Below are 2,407 nucleotides of genomic sequence, written 5' to 3'. Positions count from 1 at the left end.
GCTGTTATATGCCAGCGTTCGTTAAGTACCCCAACAATGGCTTTGGCTATTAAGCTTTTACCAGAGCCCGACTCACCCACCAAGCCATGTACTTCACCTTCTTTTAGGCTAAAGCTGACTCTATCTACAGCGCGAATCACCGTTTCAGAGGTACGCAGCTCTATGGTTAAATTTCTAACGTCGAGTAATTGCATTTAATCAGCCTTACGTGCTTTAAGCACTTTTCGTAGGCCATCACCTACTAAATTGGTAGACAAAACCGCTAAAAATAATAATACACCCGGTAGCGCAACGGTCCAAGGTGCTAAATATATAAGGCCTAAATTCTCAGCCAGTATGGCGCCCCATTCGGTTGTAGGGGGCTGCGCACCAAGTTTTAAAAAGCCTAAGGCAGCAATATCTAAAATAGCAGTAGAAAGCGCGGTGGTAAAAATAACTACAATGTGCTCATAAATATTAGGAAAAATACCCCGCGACAAAATATGCCAGTTAGAGGCACCATCAAGCCTAAAAGCGGTAATGTAGTCTTTGCTTAGCTCATCAACAATTAAATTACGAATAGAGTGAATAAATTGCGGTAATAACGCCAGTATAATGGCCCACACTGTATTCATTAAGCCCGGCCCAAGCACTGCGATAATAATAATCGCTAATAGCAAAGACGGAATAGAGAGCGTGATATCAAGCAAGTGATTTAAAAAGCTTGAGCGCAGGCCGCGGCTAATGCCGGCAAAAGTGCCAACAAGCACACCAATAATGGTAGTAATAAAGGCAGCCACCACCGATAAGCCAAACGTGTAAGTTGCGCCATTCATCAAGCGCGATAGTACATCGCGTCCTAAATCATCGGTGCCTAAAATAAAGCGCACATCGCCCATTTCACGCCATGATGGCGGTATAAGTAAAGCATCGCTATGTTGCTGGTTAACCCCATACGGCGCTAAAAAGGGCGCACTGGCGGCCAATAGCGCAAACGCCATAAAAATCCATAACCCCACCAAGGCGGGGTGATTGTTTTTAAATTTGCGCCAAAAACGCGCCAGCGGCGATTTATTCGACTCTTCAGAAAATAATTTAAACTTTACCATGTGCCTGATTCCGCGAAATTGGGTCGAACAGAGTATATGTAAGCTCGGCAACAATAGTGGCAATAATAACAAACATAGACACCGCCATTAAACCGCCTTGAATAGCAGGGTAGTCTCGTTGGTAAATACTATCGATTAGCCAACGGCCAATACCAGGCCAAGAAAAAATAACTTCGGTTATCATGGCAAGCGTAATAAGCGTACTAAATTGCAGTCCTATTTGTTTTATTACCGGCAATAGCGCATTGCGCAGCGCATGATGCATGATTAATTGGCGGCGATTAAGGCCTTTTGCCCTGGCTGTTTTTATAAAGCTTTGATCCATTACTTTAAGCATAGAGTCGCGGGTAAAGCGCACTAAAACAGTGGTAGGAAACATGGCCAGTACTATGGTTGGCAGTGTTAAGTGATGCAGTGCATCTACAAATGCTTCACCTTTGTAGGGGAAGCCTGCGAGCATAATATCGATTAATATAAACCCGGTATTAGGCGGTATTTCAAATAGTAACCCCATTCTACCCGACATAGGAAACCAGCCCAGTTTGAGCGAAAAAATCATAATAAGTAACAGCGCTAACCAAAAAACCGGAATAGAGTAACCAATCATGGTGGTAGAGCTAATTAATTTATCTGGCCAACGGCGTGTGTACGCTGAGGCCAAAATGCCCGCTGGTACACCTACCACAACCGATACAATAAGCGCATAAACACACAGCTCTAAAGTTGCTGGAATTAAATCTAAAATGTGCTGAAAAACGTTATCTCCCGAGGCAAACGACACGCCCCAGTCACCTTGGAATATACGCCCTAAAAACGCTAAATACTGCATAACGTAGTTGCTGTCATACATGTATTTATCTTCAAGCTCACTGTGCTGAGAAAAATTACCGCTAGGAATACCACTTAAGTTGCTAAGCGGATCCCCTGGGAACAAGTAGCTAAGCGAAAAGGTAAATATGCTTAGCATTAAAATCATGAACAAAAACAAGCCAAGGCGGCGTAATATATAATCAAGTATCATTATTTTTTCCTCGCATTTGCGAGTGAAATCGCCCCAAATGGGCCAAGGGTTATCCCTTCTACATCGGCACTATTTGCTTGAAAACGCATACCATGAGCAATAGGCACTAACGGAAGCTGATCAACAATCAGCGCTTGAACCTGATCGTAATACTGTTTGCGTAAGCTTAAATCGGTGGTGTCGAGCGCTTGGGTAAGCAATAAGTCAAACTGCGGGTTACACCAATTGGCTGGGTTTTTACCGCTAAAAGTGGCAGTGCAGCTTAGCAATGGGCTAAAAAAGTTATCTGGATCGGGGG

At 43.7% G+C, this 2,407-nt stretch carries 3 protein-coding genes and 1 pseudogene; all 4 read right to left on the bottom strand.

The window, feature by feature from the left end:
- Positions 1–194: ATP-binding cassette domain-containing protein (locus L650_RS0100020; RefSeq protein ID WP_029771650.1), on the bottom strand; the 194-nt coding region annotated here is incomplete at its 3' end.
- Positions 195–1,088: an ABC transporter permease subunit gene (locus L650_RS0100015; RefSeq protein ID WP_024033801.1), complete on the bottom strand. Its 894-nt coding sequence runs from the start codon at positions 1,086–1,088 to the stop codon at positions 195–197.
- Positions 1,075–2,109 (bottom strand): ABC transporter permease, encoded by a 1,035-nt coding sequence (locus L650_RS0100010; protein WP_029771647.1) that lies wholly within the window; start codon positions 2,107–2,109, stop codon positions 1,075–1,077. The genes L650_RS0100015 and L650_RS0100010 overlap by 14 nt, the downstream gene beginning before the upstream one ends.
- A pseudogene (locus L650_RS0100005) lies at positions 2,109–2,407 on the bottom strand (ABC transporter substrate-binding protein); the annotation flags it as partial. The pseudogene L650_RS0100005 and the gene L650_RS0100010, both read right to left, overlap by 1 nt.

Origin of the sequence: Pseudoalteromonas sp. TB51, from assembly GCF_000498055.1 — a bacterium.
Classification (GTDB): domain Bacteria; phylum Pseudomonadota; class Gammaproteobacteria; order Enterobacterales; family Alteromonadaceae; genus Pseudoalteromonas; species Pseudoalteromonas atlantica.
The sequence above is the reverse complement of the archived record's forward strand: the minus strand, read 5'-3'. Positions and strand labels throughout refer to the sequence as shown.

Coding starts and splice junctions, on each gene's coding strand:
- L650_RS0100015 (WP_024033801.1), bottom strand. CDS start 1,088: ATGGTAAAGTTTAAATTATTTTCTGAAGAGTCGAATAAATCGCCGCTG.
- L650_RS0100010 (WP_029771647.1), bottom strand. CDS start 2,109: ATGATACTTGATTATATATTACGCCGCCTTGGCTTGTTTTTGTTCATG.